General features: G+C 42.1%; 14 protein-coding genes, 2 pseudogenes and 1 riboswitch. Of the genes and pseudogenes, 9 read left to right on the top strand and 7 right to left on the bottom strand.

Features of this window, described 5'->3' with window-relative positions:
* Positions 1-108, bottom strand: a pseudogene (locus AC07E5_RS02340) (IS110 family transposase); the annotation flags it as partial.
* Between the two features lie 197 nt (positions 109-305).
* Between AC07E5_RS02340 and AC07E5_RS02345 the strand changes: the two are divergent.
* Positions 306-428 (top strand): annotated as a pseudogene (locus tag AC07E5_RS02345) (RNA-guided endonuclease TnpB family protein); the annotation flags it as partial.
* 32 nt (positions 429-460) lie between these two features.
* On the opposite strand, the gene AC07E5_RS02350 reads toward AC07E5_RS02345, so the two are convergent.
* Positions 461-1078, bottom strand: a complete 618-nt coding sequence (locus AC07E5_RS02350; protein ID WP_498624550.1) for a hypothetical protein — start codon at positions 1076-1078, stop codon at positions 461-463.
* Positions 1079-1217: 139 nt separating this feature from the next.
* On the opposite strand from AC07E5_RS02350, the gene baeS reads away from it, so the two are divergent.
* Positions 1218-2873, top strand: a complete 1656-nt coding sequence (gene baeS / locus AC07E5_RS02355; protein WP_498624551.1) for a sensor histidine kinase efflux regulator BaeS — start codon at positions 1218-1220, stop codon at positions 2871-2873.
* Between the two features lie 20 nt (positions 2874-2893).
* Complete coding sequence (locus tag AC07E5_RS02360; RefSeq protein WP_236162605.1) at positions 2894-3580, top strand: response regulator; 687 nt, start codon at positions 2894-2896, stop codon at positions 3578-3580.
* Positions 3581-3793: 213 nt separating this feature from the next.
* Here the strand turns inward: AC07E5_RS02360 and AC07E5_RS02365 are convergent, their stop codons facing one another.
* The 5 genes from AC07E5_RS02365 to AC07E5_RS02385 form a co-directional block, all read right to left on the bottom strand.
* Positions 3794-5239 (bottom strand): protein adenylyltransferase SelO, encoded by a 1446-nt coding sequence (locus tag AC07E5_RS02365; protein ID WP_498624563.1) that lies wholly within the window; start codon positions 5237-5239, stop codon positions 3794-3796.
* A gap of 124 nt (positions 5240-5363) precedes the next feature.
* The gene (locus tag AC07E5_RS02370) at positions 5364-6530 is read right to left on the bottom strand and encodes an acyl-CoA desaturase (RefSeq protein WP_498624552.1); all 1167 of its coding nucleotides are present in this window, start codon (positions 6528-6530) and stop codon (positions 5364-5366) included.
* 290 nt (positions 6531-6820) lie between these two features.
* Positions 6821-7534, bottom strand: coding sequence for a glycerophosphodiester phosphodiesterase (locus tag AC07E5_RS02375; protein ID WP_498624553.1), 714 nt, complete (start codon positions 7532-7534; stop codon positions 6821-6823).
* A gap of 168 nt (positions 7535-7702) precedes the next feature.
* Positions 7703-8287, bottom strand: a complete 585-nt coding sequence (locus AC07E5_RS02380) for a cob(I)yrinic acid a,c-diamide adenosyltransferase (protein WP_498624554.1) — start codon at positions 8285-8287, stop codon at positions 7703-7705.
* Between the two features lie 139 nt (positions 8288-8426).
* Positions 8427-10289 carry a TonB-dependent receptor plug domain-containing protein gene (locus AC07E5_RS02385; protein WP_498624555.1) on the bottom strand — a complete coding sequence of 621 codons (1863 nt, stop codon included), beginning with the start codon at positions 10287-10289 and terminating at the stop codon, positions 8427-8429.
* Between the two features lie 36 nt (positions 10290-10325).
* A riboswitch (cobalamin riboswitch) is annotated at positions 10326-10549 on the bottom strand.
* Positions 10550-10741: 192 nt separating this feature from the next.
* On the opposite strand from AC07E5_RS02385, the gene AC07E5_RS02390 reads away from it, so the two are divergent.
* The 6 genes from AC07E5_RS02390 to glnE all read left to right on the top strand — a co-directional run bounded on the left by AC07E5_RS02390 (position 10742) and on the right by glnE (position 18409).
* Positions 10742-11395: a phosphoribosylanthranilate isomerase gene (locus AC07E5_RS02390; RefSeq protein ID WP_498624556.1), complete on the top strand. Its 654-nt coding sequence runs from the start codon at positions 10742-10744 to the stop codon at positions 11393-11395.
* The gene (gene trpB / locus AC07E5_RS02395; RefSeq protein ID WP_498624557.1) at positions 11367-12611 is read left to right on the top strand and encodes a tryptophan synthase subunit beta; all 1245 of its coding nucleotides are present in this window, start codon (positions 11367-11369) and stop codon (positions 12609-12611) included. Before AC07E5_RS02390 ends, trpB begins: the two co-directional genes overlap by 29 nt.
* A gap of 174 nt (positions 12612-12785) precedes the next feature.
* Entirely contained in the window at positions 12786-13307 is a 522-nt protein-coding gene (locus AC07E5_RS02400) for a DUF1543 domain-containing protein (protein WP_096901526.1), read from the top strand.
* 201 nt (positions 13308-13508) lie between these two features.
* A complete protein-coding gene (locus tag AC07E5_RS02405) occupies positions 13509-14501 on the top strand; it encodes a DUF2804 domain-containing protein (protein ID WP_498624558.1) in 993 nt (330 codons plus the stop codon).
* A 180-nt stretch (positions 14502-14681) separates the two neighbouring features.
* Positions 14682-15488 carry an enoyl-ACP reductase FabI gene (locus AC07E5_RS02410; protein ID WP_004975071.1) on the top strand — a complete coding sequence of 269 codons (807 nt, stop codon included), beginning with the start codon at positions 14682-14684 and terminating at the stop codon, positions 15486-15488.
* A 176-nt stretch (positions 15489-15664) separates the two neighbouring features.
* Positions 15665-18409, top strand: coding sequence for a bifunctional [glutamate--ammonia ligase]-adenylyl-L-tyrosine phosphorylase/[glutamate--ammonia-ligase] adenylyltransferase (gene glnE, locus AC07E5_RS02415; protein WP_498624559.1), 2745 nt, complete (start codon positions 15665-15667; stop codon positions 18407-18409).
* The last annotated feature ends 24 nt before the right edge of the window (positions 18410-18433 follow it).

Genomic DNA, 18433 nt, shown 5'->3' on the forward strand with positions numbered 1-18433 from the left:
AGATTGTGCATTATCAAACCTTTTGGTTTTTCTCTTTCCAGTTAGACCAGAAGGAAAAATACAACAATCAATTTTGGCTTTACTGACATCAATACCCAATGTAATCATGTGTACCTCTACAATCCATTAGTGTTTTAATTACTCACTAATCACGATCTAACCTTGTGAATACAGCATCAAAGTGCTTAGTTACCGTTCAGAGTTGAAAGGAGTAATTAGGGGAAAATTGTAGACTTACTCTTTCGGACAAACTTAGAAGTTTTAGGTAGAACACAAGCTCTACAATTTTCATATAGTGATAGNATTTGCGAATAAGAGTATGGGAATGTGAAAACTGTTTAAATACCAATGATCGGGATTTAAATAGTTCTAAGAACATACTTGCGCTTGGGCTTAAGCGTCTAGCAGTAGGAATCACCTCCGTTTAGGGAGGTGAGGAAGTCAAGCTTTTTAGAGTGGCTTAAGCAGCCTTATCCGGTGCTGAAACAGGTGCGTTAGGTTGGAAGTGAACGATACATTTGCCATCTATTGTTTGTATGCCGATTTTTAGCTGCACAGCTTTACCATCGGTTTGACCTTGGCAGGCTTTGGTCGCAGCTTGTTGACGCGCTTGACGTTCAGCTAAACGTTGATCGTATTGCTGGGTTAACTCAGCACGTTTCGCATCGGTTAGTGGTTCGCCACGATGCATATGCATGCCACGGAATTCACCACGATCTGCTTTATCGCGACGCATTGGGTGATGTTCACCACGTTTCATTTCATCACGGTTCGGTTTAAATGTAATCGCACATGTGCCTTCTAGTGTTTGCTCACCTGCTTTAATTTGGACTACTGAACCCACCGCTTTGCCATCGCAGGCTTTTTTAATGTCTTGTATGACTTGTTTACGTTCAGTACGCATTTTTTCAAATTGTTTGCGTTGTTCAGGCGTCATGTGACGGTTTTTTTGATAATGACCATGCATATATTGCGACTGCTTCATATCTTTTGGTGCTTGGGTGGATTGACAGGCAGTCAGCGCACCTACAGATAAAACGCTGGCAGTGGCTAAAGCAATTTTTGTCATCTTATTCATTTTAAACTCCCCCATACAAGAGCATGTGATTTTGGATGATTAAAGATTAAATAATAAAGATGTAGAAACAATGGAGAGTTTTTTCTAGCACTGTTGGTTACAATGCTCAAAATCGACAAAAAAAGCTGAGATTGCGCTTTTGAAAATTCGCCGTATACCCATCGCATTACGCCTGTTCTTAACAGTGCTGCTGACGACCTTGCTAATTACCACGGTCAGCTTGGGGGTATTGCATGTCAATATGCAGCGAAACTTCAGCAAATATGTGGCCGATGTCGAAATGCAAAAGCTGGACTTGCTCACTCAAAACTTGGCAGAAGTCTATGCGGTATATCACGATTGGGGCAATGCCATTCAGGCGCAAATTCTCCAAATTGAAGGTGAAGCTGCGCCTGATGATTATGACCGTTTATCTCGGTGGTGGTTACGTCGTCAGTATGACATTGCTTTGCAGCAGCGTTATTTTCAGGAACACACCCTGGCCAATGTAAACTCAAGTGTAGTCGAGCCTGAGCCAGGCAAACGACAAGCCAATGCGGAAGAACTTCGCTGGTTAGAGCTGAATTTACCTTCACAATTTCAGCCATTTGAAGGTTTAGTGTTTCCTTTGAGTGCCAATCAGAATGCTTTCCGTCCTGATCGTAAAAATGAAGGACACCAAAACACGACAGAATCATCTGGAAAAAAACAATTTATTTCGATGCCTGACCGTTTAGGCTTGAGTTCACGCTTATCTTTATATGATGCCCAGCGGCAATTTGTAGTGGGAGAGCCTGCTGAAACTCAAATTTCCTATCGTCCAATTATGGTCGGTGAAAAAATCGTGGGTTATCTGGGCTTAAAACCTGTGTTAGATCAGGAAGATGCTTTAAGTATTAACTTTTTTAGTAAACAAACTCGTTATTTATTATTGGTTTATGTTTTAAGTATTTTGGCGAGCTTGGTTGCTGCGTTGTTATTGGCGACCTATTTTAAAAAGCCAATTCAGCGCTTATTAAATGGTACACGTGAATTAACCAAAGGCAATTATCAGCATCAGGTCAAGGTCAATCGTAATGATGAGTTGGGTGATTTATCTACCGAATTGAATCATTTGGCGGTGATTTTAGATCAACATGAAACTTCACGTCGTCAGTGGGTGGCAGATACTTCACATGAATTAAAAACTCCATTGGCGGTGTTGCAGGCGCAAATTGAAGCCATGCAAGATGGTATCCGCAAAGCCACACCAGAGCATTTGGCTGCGATGATGCATCAGGTCAATAGTCTGAAAAAACTCACACAGGATTTATCGGACTTGGCGCAAGCCGAAGCCATGCAGCTGAAATGCTATTTCTCGAGCATTGATCCATGGCAAGTGATTGAGCAGGAAATCGAAAGCTTTAAGCCGAAATTTGAACAGGCACAGTTGGACTTGATCGTGTCGGGTGAAGGCACGCATTTACAATTGGATATAGACCGCTTTAAACAAATTATGCTCAACTTATTGAGTAACAGTATTCGCTATACTGAAGCAGGTGGGCAGGTGCATATTCACACCAGTCAAAGCCCAACCGAGTGGACAGTGTATGTAGATGACAGCCCGTTTGGTTTAAGTGATGAACAATTGGCACGTTTGGGTGAGCGTTTTTATCGTGTCGATGATTCGCGTACACGTGCCACAGGCGGGACAGGTTTAGGTCTGGCTTTATCGGTCAAAATTGCCAAAGCATTGGGCGGAGAGTTAAGTTTTGCACATTCACCGTTGGGTGGTTTACGTTGCAAATTAAGCTTTCCTAAAACAATCAAATCTTGAAGGACTTTAAGGAATCGTGCATGAAACATATCTTGCTGGTTGAAGATGAAATTGAACTGGCCCAATTGGTGCGAGATTATTTAGAAGCTGCTGGTTTTGAAGTCAGTATGTTTCATGATGGGCAAGAAGCCTATGACAGCTTTTTGCAGCGTAAACCGAGCCTGATGATTTTAGATTTGATGGTACCGCGTATGGATGGTTTGACCATTTGCCGCAAAGTGCGTGAACAGTCTGATGTGCCTATTATTATGGTCACGGCACGTACTGAAGAAATTGATCGGGTACTGGGTCTAAACATGGGCGCAGATGACTATGTGTGTAAGCCTTTTAGCCCGAAAGAATTGGTGGCACGTGTGCAAGCGGTGTTGCGCCGTTTGGAACGTAAGGCTGAGCCCGAAGATCAGTCTTTGTTCCGTATGGATAAAGCGCAGCAGCGTATTTGGTATCAGCAAAAAACCTTGAATTTGACCCCAACCGAATTCCGTTTATTGGAATTGTTTTTAGAGCATGTTGGGCAGGTGTATTCACGTGCGCAATTGTTAGATCATATTAACCCTGACAGTTTTGAAGTGGCAGATCGGGTGATCGATAGCCACATTAAAAACTTGCGCCGTAAAATTACTGAAGCTGCCGAAACAGGTAATCGACATGAGTGGATTCAAGCGGTTTATGGTGTAGGTTATCGTTTTGAATATCCTGATGAGTAGAAAAAATTAATCTAGTCCATCTTTAATACAGAGGGATGGGCTAGATAAAATATTTGTCATTTCACATCACAGCTAAATTTTGTAGTTTGTACAATCAATTGTTCAGCAGGACAAAGGCTTTGTTGCATAAACATTTTGCAAGACACTAATTTTTAAAGGTTTGTTGATATTTTTAATAAAATCATAGTGTTAGGCATTTGTGCAACAAGGCTATTAAGATGAGCAACTCACCATCACTTCTGGCACATCACTTGGCAAAGGTGCTAAATCTTCAGGTTTTTCCAATGCCGTTTGCTGAATATACGGCTGGCTGAGCAAATTAAATAAACGCTCAACTTCTGAAAAATCATCACGTTCTGCGTGCTCAATCGCCTTTTGTGCCATGTGATTGCGCAAAATATAGTGAGGGTTGACTTGTTGCATAGCAGTATCTAAGGCATCGGTATCCTGATGTTCACGAATTTGTAAATACTGCGCCAAAAAGCTTTCCCACTGACGACGATCCAAACAATCATCCAGTATTTCAGTATATTGTTTATTTTGTAGGCGGATAAAGCTCTGGGTGTAATCCAGCTGTTCACTTTGCAAAATGCGTAAGAAATTGGTTGCGCAATCAAAACTGTCTTTGTGGAAACTTGGCAACCCCATTTTTTCGCATAAGCCGAGTTTGTAATGCTCCAAAAAAGTGGGTTCAAAATGTTCTAAGCATGCTGCCAGTGCTTGTTTCCAGTGTTCTTTTTGATCAGGGCTTTGCTCAAGTGGAATTAAATTATTTAACCAGACCCATAAATTCCAGTGTGCTACGCTCGGTTGTTGTTGGTAGGTATAACGTCCTTGATAGTCCGAATGGTTATTGATCCAGTTCGGGCGAAAACGCTCCATAAAGCCATAAGGGCCAAAATCGAGTGTTGAACCTGTAATATTTAAATTGTCGGTGTTCATCACGCCATGCGCAAAACCGACCAATTGCCATTTCGCAATCATCACTGCTGTACGCTGAATGACTTGGGTGGCAAAAGCGAGTATCGGCTGTTCGGTTGCCAAGCATTCTGGGTAGTGCCATTCAATACACTTTTGCACAAATTCAGGCAGTAATTCAGGTTGATACTGATTGATCCATTCAAAATGTCCCAAGCGAATATGACAGTCTGATGTGCGTAATAGCATTGCGCCTAGTTCTAATTTTTCACGTTGTACGCCTTGAGTGGATGAGGTAAATCCAACGGCATTGCTGGATGGCACACCAAGCGCATTTAAAGCATGACCTGCCAAATATTCACGAATCACGGAACGTAATACTGCACGTCCATCGCCCATACGAGAATAAGGCGTTGCCCCCGCACCTTTTAAATGCAGGTCAATGGTACGTTGTTGTGTATCCAAAACTTGCGCAATGAGTAAACCGCGTCCATCTCCCAATTGACCTGCCCACTGTCCAAATTGATGTCCTGCATAGACCATTGCCAAAGCAGGAAATTCCTGAAAGGTGGTTTGTCCACTGCAAAATTCAATCCAGTGCTGTTGTTCTTCGGCTGTCCATTGCAGTTCTTTTGCCAATGCAGCATTAAAGTGTCCTGCTTTTGCACCTTTTAAAGGTAAAGGCTGCTGCATGTGATAAAGACGGGCGGGCAGAGTCGGATAACGTGGATTAAATTGCATAGTGAGAGAGCTTTGGTACAAAGTGAGTTTCACTATAGCAAACTTAGGCTTTAAAAACTGTAGTCTAAAAATGCAGAAAGCCCTGAACAGATCAGGGCTTTCTGCATTGCATCAGACAGGAGGTTTATTCAGATACAGGATTCTTTTTCAGGTTACGCGTGAGTAAATTCAAGGTTTCACGATGGTGTGAAAGGCGCTGTTCAACCAATTGGAATTCAACTTTTAATTTGTCATCTATTTGGTGGATTTTTTCAGCTACTGATGCTTTTTTCGCCTGAATTTCTTGCTCTTTTAACTTTGCCCAATCGTTCAGAGTTTGAGTAAAGGCATCATATTCTTGCGAAATACGGCTTTTAACTTGGCCAATGTCATCATTTACATTGTGTCCATAGACCGCCAAGTCTTGCTCTGCATATTTAAAACGCATCGCCAATTCTGCTTTTTTAATATTAAAGCTTGGAATACGGCGTAAGTTTTTCGCTAAGCCCAACTTCGAGCATGTCCAAATTAACCATTTAGTCGGGTCATATTGCCACCATTTTACGCCATTACGATAATCGTACTGAAAAATGTGGTGATAGTTATGATAACCCTCGCCCCAAGTGGCAATTGCTAACCAGAAGTTATCACGCGCGGTATTTTCGTCAGTATATGGACGCGAACCCCACATATGACATAGTGAGTTAATAAAGAAAGTAACATGGTGGCTTAAAATCAGACGCATTAAACCGCCTAATAACAACACGCCCCAAATATCGCCTACAGCCCAACCTATTGGCACCAAAATACCAACGTGAACTGCAATCACGAGCGGAATATAGTATTTGTGTTGGAACATCACCAACTTGTCATTTAACAAATCTGGTGCATTTTTAAAGTTTGGCTCTGCGGCAGGATAGTCACGTAACATCCAGCCCATGTGCGCATACCAAAAGCCGTTATTAATTGAATATGGGTCTTTTTCGACGTCATCGACATGACGGTGATGGGTACGGTGACCTGAACCCCAATACAGAATACTGTTCTGAACGGCAAATGTTCCCATAATCATTAAAATGATTTTTAAAGGTAAAGTCGCTTCATAAGCACGATGTGCCCATAAACGGTGATAACCTGCTGTAATACCCAAGCTACTTACGCCAAGTAATACAAACATACTGATCCAAGCGGCAAGGCTAAAATCATGGTGATACGCATATAACGGAATCGCGATAACAGCTACAATGGGTAAAACCACCAGAGCAAACACAGCGACCCAGTTAATTGGGGCTTGAGGTAGGGGAGCATTCATCTCCAACAGCACTCCTAGAACCTTGGGAGGTATAAATGGACCTTAATCCGTTACAACGTTATGACCGATCTGTAGATTGAAATCATAGTATTAAGTTTTATGGGGATTAATCTTTTCGCATATTAGCATGAGCGTATTCACGATCACAGCATTATTGTACAGTTGTATTGTACTGTGTGGTAACAGAATATAATGGCTTCTGCGAGATTTTACGGAGATATGGTATTCGGCAGCCAAACAAGCACAATAAATCAATTATTTATCCATCAAAATATTTGAGGTTGTGCCGCTTACAAGTGTTGCATCATCAGTTTAGGATAATCGGTAATTAAACCCTGAACACCCAAATCTTTAAGTTGTTTGGCACGTTCAATTTGGTTGACTGTCCAAACACTGATATTCAGTTTGGCTTGTTGTGTGACCTGAATGAGTGCATCAGTTGCGAGTTCATTCATCCAACCAATTTGGCAACAGCCTAATGCTAAAGCCTGGTCAATGGCTTGATATTGCAAATCATCTTCAACCAATAAACCACGTTTAAAGCGTGATTTTTGTTGTTGCAAGACCCAATGAATTTTTGTATCAAAACTGGTGATGATAGCGTTATGTTCAAAACCCTGTAAATGTTGCTCTAAACTTTGGGTAATTTTTTCAGCATCGGCATGCGAGTTGACCGCTTTGACTTCAACTTCAATATGATCAAAATTTTGAATAATGGTCATGGTTTGATTGAGTAGGGGGGTGGTTTCGACTTTATTCCAGTCCGACCACATCACCGCATGGTTATAATGGTTTAAATCTTCCAGACTACATTCATACAACGCTTTGTCTTGTCCTGTAGTGCGAATGAATTGATCATCATGTATCACCACCAAGGCATTGTCTTTGAGTTGACGCACATCAAACTCAACCGCACGAATGCCAATATTTTGAATGTATTCAAAACCACCAAGCGTGTTTTCAGGCGCTTCGCCACGCGCACCACGATGACCAATTATGCGCATAATGTGCCCATGAATTGAAAGTTTGCTTTCATTATGCAAGTACGACGTGACAAAGAGATGACAACTCTTATTTTGGTCGGATGCTTTGAAAGATCAAGCAGCATCCGACGTGATTTTTTAGATGCAAAATCAGGGCTTTATTTTAGTTTCCGATTTTAGCTTGTAATGTTAGTTACCAATACTGTCATTGATGTTCTTTTGCCATAATACTTCGCTGCCTCCTTCGGCACGTTGCAAGCTGCGAGATGCCACAAATAACCAGTCAGATAGTCGGTTTAGTAATTGCAAAGACGGTGCCTGAATATTTTGATCACGGTTGTGTACGGTCATTAAACTGCGTTCTGCACGACGGCATACGGCACGAGCTTGATGTGCATAACTACATGCCAATGTACCTGCAGGCAAAATAAACTCTTTGAGCATTGGCAGGCTTTCATTCATGCGGTCAATGTCTTGTTCTAAGTATTCGATCGCAAGCGGTTGTACGAGGTGGTAATTGGGGATACAGACTTCACCGCCTAAATCGAATAGCCAGTGCTGAATCAGGCTGAGCGATTTGTCCCAAGTGTTTTTGTCTTGAATGTTGCTATGTGTAATTTGTGAGCGCAAAACGCCTATGCAGGCATTGAGTTCATCGACATCGCCCAGTGCATGAATGCGTAAGTCGTCTTTGGTAACACGTGCGCCATCGCCCAGTCCTGTTGTGCCTGAGTCGCCTGTTCGGGTATAAATTTTGCTTAAGCGGTGGCCCATGGTCGTTCCTTGTTTGAAAGTGAAAGTTGCGTTTACTTGGTCGTAAGAAATAAAAGTTGGCGCAATAAAAAAGGATAATGTCGGTCATTACATTATCCATAAACTGCGCTGTTTTAAAGTTTTTGTTGTTATGCCGGTTTTAGTAGCGGAAAGTTACACCAGCAGAAGCGAGGCGACCGCCGTTGATGTACCAATCTTCTGGTAAGTTGTCCCAAGAGCTTGCAGCCTTATAGACTTCTCGATATTGCACATCGCCAATGTTCTGAATATTAGTAAAGACTTTAACCGTTGGGTTAATATTCCAATAAGCATTGAAATCGACGGTTGCATAACCTGGAACTTTTATACTATTTGCGCTATTACTTGCATTTGAGTGCGAACGTGCAATTAACGACGTACTAATGCCATAGACTGGATTTTCTAATCCAGTAGTTAATGTGAATGTCTGTTTAGGTCGATAAGCAATCTCTAAACCTGTTGCTTTATTTTCACTTTCAACATAAGCATATTCTGTCGCGAGGAATAAATCGTCTTGTTTCCATTTAAGACCTGCCTCACCGCCTGTAAAATTGGCTTCCCCAACATTTTGATTCATGCTGTCGCTATAGACGATTAAGTTATCCACATTGGTGCGATAAACAGAAAAACTAGTTGCTAGATTATCCGTAATAGCATAATTAAAACCGAGTTCATAAGAGATGCTTTCTTCGGGTTCTAAATTTTCATTTCCGCCCCACTGAGAATATAGCTCATTCAGGGTTGGAGCACGGAATGCACTGCCAATATTGGCATAAACGCTTGCATTAGGCAGGAAATGATAGCGAATAGCACCTTGACCTACTGTGTGGCTTCCAAAAAGCTCATTGTCTTCTACACGTAGCCCAACTTGGGTGTCAAACAGTTCATTTTTAAATTGGTGTTGTAGATAATAACCTGTACTTGCTACGCTTTGATCATTATTAATAATAGTATTGGTTTGATAGTTTGCATCATTATAAGTTGTGCCAATCAGAATATTTTGATGTGGAGTAAACTTCCACTTCAGGTTTAGGTCAGTTTGATTGTTTTCTGTATCGTATTTTGAACCGTAGGCAGGTACATCTTGCTTATCTTGAACATTTGCAAAATGAGCGCCTAAAATTAAATTTTGCAGAATATTGTAATCAACTTTTGCATTAATGACACGATTTACAAAATTACGAGGAGCTGTATTGGTAATGTAGTCATTACTGAAAATACTGGTTCCTTTATTTTCACTAATCGAAGCAGAGGCATCAATCTGATTTTGCTGGAAATAGCCTACTTTAGCATTGTAGCCTTTTTGATCGTAGCTGGCATTGTCGCTTTTATCTTGGCTTTCAAAAATGCGAGTTCCATCACTTTCTAAGCGTTGTCCACCTACTTGAGCATAGAATCCTTGATCTGTGACTAAATCTGCTTTTAGAATGGTTTTATAAGTATTGTTTTCACCATAGATGCCAGTTAATTCTGCACCAGACTTCACAGGTTTTTTTGAAATAAGTTGAACTACACCACCAATTGCATCACTACCATATTGAACGGAAGCTGGGCCTTTCAAAATTTCAATTTGTTGAATATCCGAAGTATCTAAATATGCAGGATAAAGTGGACCAAGCTCATTTTGGCTATTTAAGCGAGCACCATCTTTTAATACTAGGGTATGTACGGCTTTAGTTCCACGTAGTCCAATTTCTGAAATTTGCCCCATACCCCCGCTTTGTTTCACATAAACAGAAGGGTCTTGTTGGATTAAGTCAGATAAATTGAGAGCAGGATTCTTTTTTATCGCATTTTGATCAATCACAGAAATCCGCGCAGGCACATCACCAATTTTTTCTTCAGAACGTGTCGCGGTAACGACTAAAGTGTCTAAAGATGCATTGACAACATTAGAACTGTCTTGTGCAGATACAGACGTAGAGAAACCCATTGCAAGCGCAATTGCGCCCACTAAAGCAGTAGGCTGAAAAAGAGTAGACATGACTTTGCTCCATACATTCACCCCACGTGAATGATTGAGTTAAGGGCACAACAAGCAGGTCTCCGGACTACAATGTGCCAAGCATCTTTTAGTCAATGATTGCTTCGCTGTATATCCACCTTCCCATATTGTTCATACAGTGGTGTAAATCATAAGATTTAAATCGATATACGTTTCATGGTTACCGTTGCGGGGGCAGTGTTGGACTTTCACCAACTTCCCTAAAGCTCAAAGCTAGAACTCGTTGCATTTGCGCGAAGTATAAAGTCTGTTCAGCTTTTAAACAACGGAAATGTAGAATAATCCGCCTGAACTTCACTCAACTTCTGAAAATTGCATTACAATGATTCGCCCTAATATCTGATTTTGTTTGTGGGAACAGACAATTTAAAAGTCGCATACAGCAAGATCAGCAAAATGAAGATTGAAAATCAGGATTAGAGTTCAAAACGATGCGTACCCGTGCCAAAATTTGCGGAATCACGCGAATTCAAGATATAAACAGTGTGGTACATGCGGGTGCAGATGCAATTGGCTTGGTGTTTTATCCTCCAAGTCCGCGCCATGTGAACATTGAACAAGCACAAGGCTTGCTGCAAAACATTCCCGCTTATGTGCAAGTGGTTGGTTTATTTGTCAATGCAACGGCTGATGAAATTGCCGCTGTACTGAAACAAGTGCCTTTAGATATTCTGCAATTTCATGGTGATGAAACACCGTTGCAAAGCCAGCAAATAGCAGAGCAAGTTGGACGTCGATGGTACAAAGCCATTCAGGTGAAACCTGAACTGGATGTTGTCGCAGAAGTGAAACGCTACCAACAGGCAGGGGCAAGCGCAGTACTTTTAGATGCGTGGCATCCAGAATTGAAAGGTGGAACAGGACACAGTTTTAACTGGTCAAAATTCCCCAAACTCGATATTCCTTTAATTTTGGCGGGTGGTTTAAACCCTGAAAATATTGAAGATGCAATACAGACGACTCAAGCCTATGCTGTTGATGTCAGTGGTGGGGTAGAGTCTGCAAAAGGTATTAAAGACCAACAACTCATAGAAAGCTTCATGCAAGGAGTCCAACGTGGATCAGCAAAGTACAAATCACAATAACTCAGTGATTGACTATACCCAATTCCCAGATGCAAAAGGGCATTTTGGGATCCATGGCGGACGTTTTGTGTCAGAAACGCTGATGGCGGCTTTACAAGATTTAGAAAAACTGTATTTCCGCATGAAAGATGATCCGCAGTTTTTGGCAGAATTCGACCGCGATCTCGCCTACTATGTAGGTCGTCCTAGTCCTTTGTATTATGCTGAGCGATGGTCAAAAAAGTTGGGTGGTGCGCAAATTTACTTAAAACGTGAAGATTTGAACCATACTGGCTCACATAAAGTGAATAACACCATTGGTCAGGCATTATTGGCAAAACTGTCTGGTAAAAAACGCATTATTGCCGAAACAGGTGCAGGTCAGCACGGTGTAGCAACTGCGACCATTGCTGCTCGTTTAGGCTTAGAGTGTGTGGTGTTCATGGGTGCAGAAGACGTCAAACGTCAGGCCATGAACGTGTATCGTATGCGTTTACTCGGTGCAACTGTTGTGCCTGTGGAAAGCGGTTCTAAAACATTGAAAGATGCCATGAACGAAGCCATGCGTGATTGGGTGACCAATGTTGACTCTACATATTACGTGATTGGTACAGTCGCTGGCCCACACCCATATCCACAATTGGTACGTGATTTCCAGTCGATCATTGGTCGTGAAGCGCGTCGTCAGATTCAAGAGCAGGCAGGTCGTTTACCTGATGCATTGGTGGCGTGTGTAGGTGGTGGCTCTAACGCCATGGGCTTGTTCTATCCATTCCTGAACGATGCCGAAGTGAAGATGTATGGTGTTGAAGCCGCAGGTTTAGGCATTGAAACAGGCAAACACTCTGCACCATTGAATGCAGGACACGTAGGCGTATTACACGGCAACCGTACTTATTTAATGTCGGATGCACAAGGTCAGATCATCGAAACTCACTCTATTTCTGCAGGTCTGGATTATCCAGGGGTAGGGCCAGAGCACAGCTTCCTGAAAGATATGCACCGTGTCGATTACGTGCCAATCAATGACCAAGAAGCCTTGCAAGGTTTCCGTGATTTAACCCGTATCGAAGGGATTATTCCTGCTTTAGAAAGCTCGCATGCTATGGCTTATGTGAGCAAGCTTGCACCAACGATGGATAAAGACCAAATTATTATTGCAACCGTTTCAGGTCGTGGTGATAAGGACCTAATGACTGTTGCCCGCATTGATGGCGTGGAAATGGTCGATATGTAAATCGCAAGCTGCTTGAAATAAAGCATGCTGTATTTCAATTCAATCGTGCTGAAGCAATTCGGCACGATTTTTTATTTGGAGAATTAAAAAATTCTCGTTACTTTAAATGATCAAGCTTAAAAATCATCAACTCTAAAAGCAATCAAGCTTAGGATATTTGCGTAGGAGTCGGATATGCCCAGTTTATTTATCGTCATGTTAGGTGGGCGTCATGCGCGAGCCAATACTGAAGTGCATGATGTAGTACTCGCTGTAGGAGATTCTTTAGAACAGACCTATCCTCAACTCAAGCAGGCTTGGTTTGCAGAGCCGAAAGGTTTGCATATTGATGCATGGGCGCAAATTAATGGTGTTGAGTTTGAAGGCAAATCTTACTATTTAAAATTTACCGATGCGCAGCCGAATCAGGCAGAAAACCGACTGTATTTAATTAATTTAGGTGGATATGATCCGCGAGAGTTTGGTGAGTTACATCGTTATGTTTTGGTGGTGGCGCAAAACCCAATGGTGGCAAAACAGCGTGGTAAAGCCTATTTTGCCCAGCACTGGCAAAAACAACATACCGATCGGGTCTTAGAGGTAGATGATTGTATTGCGATAGATCAGGTGCATGGTCGCTATGTGCAATTGGTTGAAGGGTCATTTTCAGGCAATCGCTGGGAAAATACCTATCTGACTTTGAATGCTGATGCTTAAAAGTATTCAGAATATTGAGGCAGAAATAGATTAATTTATATTTTGTATATTTAGTAAGCGCTCAGGTCTTAAAATGGTAAAACAATCTATGTTTTTATAGTTTTTTGAACAAAATCATAAGCTGCGAGTTTTTTGTACATGCATTTGTAGGCATAATACGACCAAAGATGAATTGTTTTTAGACAACAGGGAATGTCTTCAATGGATTTAATTCAGGCGAATGGACAACCGCATTATGGACGCTTTAGTGAACTTCCCAAAAAAATTGATTATCAGGCTTACCAATATAAATCACCGTATGGTGAGGTATTGTCAGGTTGGCGTAAGCGATTAAAATATAAAAAGTTTAAATTTTGTAGTATTCAGCACGAACACTATACCATTGGGCTTGCGATTGCCGATATTGCTTGGGCAGGGCACGGTTTTGTCTATATTTATAATCACATGACGGGAGAAGTACAGGAATGGAATGCGATTAATTTATTATCGCGTAATACTGTTTTAGATGAGCAACCGTTATTTAATCAAAGTTTTTTTGAAAAATCACCATTTCAAATTGAAATTCAACATGCCAATGGTGTGCGTTATATCCGCGTGACCAAATACGGTGAAATAAAACTCAGTGCGCGGATATTTTGTGCAGGCACAGACCCGCTGAGTATGTGTAGCCCAACGGGTATTAATGGTTGGACGTACACCCAAAAACTGACCACGCTCGGCTGTGAAGGCTATTTTGTCAATAAAATCGGACAAACCATTCAATTCCATGAACGCACCTTTGCTTCTTTAGATGACACCTGCGGTTTTTTACGTCCTGAAACGGCATGGTTTTGGTTGTCGTGTAACTTCTGGGATACCGAAAACCGTCGTGTAGGCTTGAATCTGGCGTCTGGAGTGAATGAAAGTTTTGGCAATGAAAACTGCTTGTGGATCAATGGTGTGCTGTATCCATTAACAGATGTGTTATTCCAGCCTGAAGATGACGGTTCGTGGAGTATTCGTTCACTGGATCATCGTTTAAATTTAACTGTTAGTACAGGTTGGCGCCGTTATGAAAATCTGAATTTGCGTCTGGTCGGCAGTCAGTTTAGCCAATGGCAAGCCAAGATTAGCGGTACTATTCAACAAGACGGCACCGAAATTATTTTGTTAAACGAATACGGTTTGCTTGAACAGCATTATGCCAAGTGGTAGGGCAGGTTTTTAATCAAGATTGTACACCACCGCTTGCAGATCAATCCTGTGATTTCATCTACCACTCACTTGAAACGCCATTGAGTTTTTACATAATCGGCAAAAAAAGGCGCATTATGCAATTTCACTATGCGTTCAGAATTGGCATGATACTGCGAAATATATCAAGGTGAGTTTCACATGGCACAAGGTCTTTTGGCGGGTAAGCGTTTTTTAATTGCTGGTATTGCAAGTAAATTATCTATCGCATTTGGTATTGCAGAAGCATTGCATCGTGAAGGTGCAGAATTAGCATTTACTTATCCGAATGAAAAACTCAAAAAACGTGTTGATGACTTCGCTGCACAATTTGGCTCAAGCATTGTATTGCCTTGCGATGTAGGTGTAGATGCAGAAATTGAGCAAGCTTTTGCTGACTTGGCAAAGCACTGGGATGGTTTGGATGGTTTGGTTCACTCGATTGGTTTTGCGCCTGCGCATACTTTAGACGGTGACTTTACCGATGTTACAGATCGTGATGGTTTCAAAGTTGCGCATGATATTAGTGCTTATAGCTTTATTGCGATGGCACGTGCTGCAAAACCATTATTACAAGCACGCCAAGGTTGCTTATTGACTTTGACTTATCAAGGTTCTGAGCGTGTGATGCCAAACTACAACGTCATGGGTATGGCGAAAGCATCTTTAGAAGCAGGTGTACGCTACTTGGCTTCAAGCTTGGGTGCTGACGGTATTCGCGTGAATGCAATTTCTGCAGGTCCGATTCGTACGCTTGCTGCATCAGGCATTAAATCATTCCGTAAAATGTTAGACCTCAATGAAAAAGTTGCACCTTTAAAACGCAACGTGACCATTGAAGATGTTGGTAATGCGGCATTATTCCTTTGCTCACCATGGGCGAATGGTATTACTGGTGAAATTCTGTATGTCGATGCAGGTTTTAACACGGTTGGTATGAGCGCAGAATTAATGCTAGATGCTGAATAAGCATTGCATCAAGCAGATAAAACCGAAGTTTAGGCTTCGGTTTTTTTATCGCTGCATTTTAAGCAAGAGGTATTTTGCAGATTGCTGTAATTTTATTTTCTTCTTTGGCGCATCTGCTGCTATAAATAGATGAGTTGACAATATTTCAAAATAAAACTGGGTTTTAGGTCTTAAAAATGAATGCGGAACAATTGCAAAAAACGTTACATGCCAGTCAATATGCAGAACAAGTCTTGGCAAATCACGAAAGCCTGTTACAGCAGGATTATGCAATTGACCAATTCCTAAAACCGCTGAGCGCAGACTACATTCATCAACTGGTGATTTCGACTTTACAAGACATTCAAGATGAAACCTTGTGGATGAAAACCCTGCGAATTTTACGCGCGCGTTTAATGTTCCGCTGGATTTGGCAAGATGCCAACCAACTCACCGATGTGGTGACGTTGACACAGGAACTTTCAGACTTTGCCGATATTTGTGTGCAAGTTGCCAAAGATTTTGCGCGGATTCCGTTGGTTGCCAAGCATGGCGAACCGATGGGATATAACGGCAAAGTCCAAGACCTGATTGTGGTCGCCATGGGTAAACATGGTGCGCAGGAACTGAATTTATCCAGCGACATCGACCTGATTTTTGCCTTTGATGAACAAGGCGAAACCAATGGACGCAAGTGTATTGAAGTGCAGCAATTCTGCATTTTATGGGGACAAAAACTGATCTATCTATTAGATCATATCACCGCCGATGGTTTTGTTTTCCGCGTCGATATGCGTTTACGCCCGTGGGGCGATGGTTCTGCTTTGGCGATTAGCCATGTCGCACTGGAAAAATATTTAAGCCAGCATGGACGCGAATGGGAACGCTATGCTTGGATTAAGGCACGTATTATCACAGGTGGGCAAGAAGGTTATGAACTGCTGGAAATGACCCGACCTTTCGTATTCCGCAAATATGTCGATTACACCGCCTTTGAAGCCATGCGCGAAATGAAAGCCATGATTGAGCGCGAAGTGCAGCGTCGTAATATTGAAGACAATATTAAATTGGGCGCGGGCGGTATTCGTGAAGTTGAATTTATTGTGCAGGTTTTTCAGCTGATTTACGGTGGTTCAAAACTAGAATTACAAGACCGCCAGTGTTTGGTGAGTTTGCGCCATTTGGGCGAAGCTGAATTGCTAGAGCCACAAGCCGTACTGGATTTGGAAGATGCCTATTTATTCCTGCGTCGAGTAGAACATGCCATTCAAGCCTTGAATGATCAGCAAAGCCAAGCTTTACCGACTGAACCTGAGTTACGCGCACGCATTAGCGATACTTTGGGCTTTGCCGATTGGGACAGCTTTATGCAGACCCTAAATGAAAAGCGTGTCAAAGTCATTTATCAGTTTGAGCATTTAATTAAAGAAAATGAACCCGATTCTTTGCTGGAAAATTACAGTCAGCTAGAAAAACAGCTCGATGCGGTACTAGACGATCAAGCGAAAAATTTAGTGCATGAGTTCTGGTATGGACACGCCATTAAAAAACTCACCGCCAAAGCTTTACAGCGTTTAAAAACCTTTTGGCCACACTTGATTGAAGCAGTGTTGCAGTCAGAAAATCCACAAATGGCATTGATGCGTTTAATGCCACTGGTCGAATCTGTTCTGCGTCGTACCGTGTATTTGGTCATGCTGATTGAAAGCAAGGGGGCACTGCAACGCTTGGTAAAAATGGCCACAGTCAGCCCGTGGATTTGTGAAGAATTGACGCAATATCCTGTGTTGTTGGATGAATTTTTATCTATGGATTTTGAATTGCCAAAACGCAGCGATTTGGAAGATTCTTTGCGCCAACAATTGCTGCGCATTGAACTGGATGAAGTTGAAGACCTCATGCGGGTGCTACGTTTATTCAAAAAATCCAACGTATTAACAGTTGCGGCCAGCGATGTACTGGCAGAAAGTCACTTAATGAAAGTGTCAGATGCGTTAACCGATATTGCCGAAGTAACAGTAAATGCAGCTTTACAATTGGCGTATCAAATTACGGCCAAAAAGCATGGTTATCCACTCGACAGTGAAGGGCAGCGCTGTGGTTTAGAACATAATGCCTTTGCGATTATTGGCTATGGTAAGGTCGGTGGGATCGAGTTGGGCTATGGTTCAGATTTGGATTTGGTCTTTGTGCATGCCATGGATGAGCAGGCCGATACCGATGGGATGAAACCTATCAGTGGTTTTGAATTTGCCATGCGGGTTGCGCAAAAGTTTGTTTCGCTTATGACCACGCAAACTTTAGATGGTCGAGTTTATGATGTCGATACCCGTTTACGTCCTTCGGGAGATGCGGGTTTATTGGTGACCAGTTTACGGGCCTTTGAGCAATATCAACTGAAAAGTGCGTGGCTGTGGGAGCATCAGGCTTTAGTGCGTGCGCGCAGTATTGCGGGTGAGCAATGTTTACGTGACAAGTTTGAAGTGTTGCGTTGTCAGATTTTAACCCAGCCGCGAGATGAAGCTTATGTCCGCAGTGAAGTGCTGAAAATGCGTCAAAAAATGAAAGATCATTTGGGTTCATCTAAAGAGCAAAAAAAAGATGGAATTTTTCATTTAAAACAGGATGCAGGTGGTATCGTTGATATCGAATTTATGGCACAGTATGCGGTATTAGCCTGGAGTGGGTCGAATCCTGATCTCGCCCATTATTCCGACAACGTAAGAATCCTTGAAGATGCCGCAAAAACAGGTTGCTTATCCAGCGACGATGCGACAGCATTGATTCAAGCTTATCTCCGTGAACGAGCCGAAAGCCACCGCTTAGCCCTTGCAAATCAATCCATGCAAGTCAATGCTGCGGACTGGTACGATACCCGTGAGGTCGTTTGCAAGTTATGGCAAAGATTAATTGATCCGACTGCTATGTCTGCGTTGGATTAAAATGACTATTGTATAAACATTTGG

It is taken from the genome of Acinetobacter seohaensis (genome assembly GCF_056431365.1).

Coding starts and splice junctions, on each gene's coding strand:
- AC07E5_RS02350 (WP_498624550.1), bottom strand. CDS start 1,078: ATGAATAAGATGACAAAAATTGCTTTAGCCACTGCCAGCGTTTTATCT.
- AC07E5_RS02360 (WP_236162605.1), top strand. CDS start 2,894: ATGAAACATATCTTGCTGGTTGAAGATGAAATTGAACTGGCCCAATTG.
- AC07E5_RS02365 (WP_498624563.1), bottom strand. CDS start 5,239: ATGCAATTTAATCCACGTTATCCGACTCTGCCCGCCCGTCTTTATCAC.
- AC07E5_RS02370 (WP_498624552.1), bottom strand. CDS start 6,530: ATGAATGCTCCCCTACCTCAAGCCCCAATTAACTGGGTCGCTGTGTTT.
- AC07E5_RS02375 (WP_498624553.1), bottom strand. CDS start 7,534: ATGCGCATAATTGGTCATCGTGGTGCGCGTGGCGAAGCGCCTGAAAAC.
- AC07E5_RS02380 (WP_498624554.1), bottom strand. CDS start 8,287: ATGGGCCACCGCTTAAGCAAAATTTATACCCGAACAGGCGACTCAGGC.
- AC07E5_RS02385 (WP_498624555.1), bottom strand. CDS start 10,289: ATGTCTACTCTTTTTCAGCCTACTGCTTTAGTGGGCGCAATTGCGCTT.
- AC07E5_RS02390 (WP_498624556.1), top strand. CDS start 10,742: ATGCGTACCCGTGCCAAAATTTGCGGAATCACGCGAATTCAAGATATA.
- AC07E5_RS02400 (WP_096901526.1), top strand. CDS start 12,786: ATGCCCAGTTTATTTATCGTCATGTTAGGTGGGCGTCATGCGCGAGCC.
- AC07E5_RS02405 (WP_498624558.1), top strand. CDS start 13,509: ATGGATTTAATTCAGGCGAATGGACAACCGCATTATGGACGCTTTAGT.
- AC07E5_RS02410 (WP_004975071.1), top strand. CDS start 14,682: ATGGCACAAGGTCTTTTGGCGGGTAAGCGTTTTTTAATTGCTGGTATT.
- glnE (WP_498624559.1), top strand. CDS start 15,665: ATGAATGCGGAACAATTGCAAAAAACGTTACATGCCAGTCAATATGCA.